Genomic DNA, 399 nt, shown 5'->3' on the forward strand with positions numbered 1-399 from the left:
GAGATATAATTGTCGCCTGATATTTACGATTATGGTAAACTTCGGAAAGCCATGTCGCCCAATCAACCAGTTTTATACTAACGTCAATCCCCACTTTTGAAAGCTGATTGACTATTACCTGTGCGGTATCAACGTGCATTGTGTAGTTTGAAGGGACTGTGATTTCAAAAGCAAGCCTGCGTTCTTCACTGTAGCCCGCTTGCACAAGTAGGGAACGAGCCTGTTCAATGTCAACAGGGTATTCAAGTTGTTTTTGGTAATAAATTGAAAGACCGGGTATAACGGGACTGCCGGAAGGTTCCCCCAATCCGAAAAAAGCGCCGTCTATTATCCCCTGGACATCTACGGCGTAATTTATGGCACGGCGCACACGAACATCATCAAAAGGCGGAAGGTTAT

Annotated in this window: 1 protein-coding gene; it reads right to left on the reverse strand. The window is 44.9% G+C overall.

The window, feature by feature from the left end:
- Positions 1-399, reverse strand: a 399-nt coding sequence (locus tag ACYVRH_RS14890) for an ABC transporter substrate-binding protein (RefSeq protein ID WP_461257635.1), incomplete at both ends; no start/stop codon positions are given.

It is taken from the genome of Treponema sp. R80B11-R83G3 (assembly GCF_054786115.1).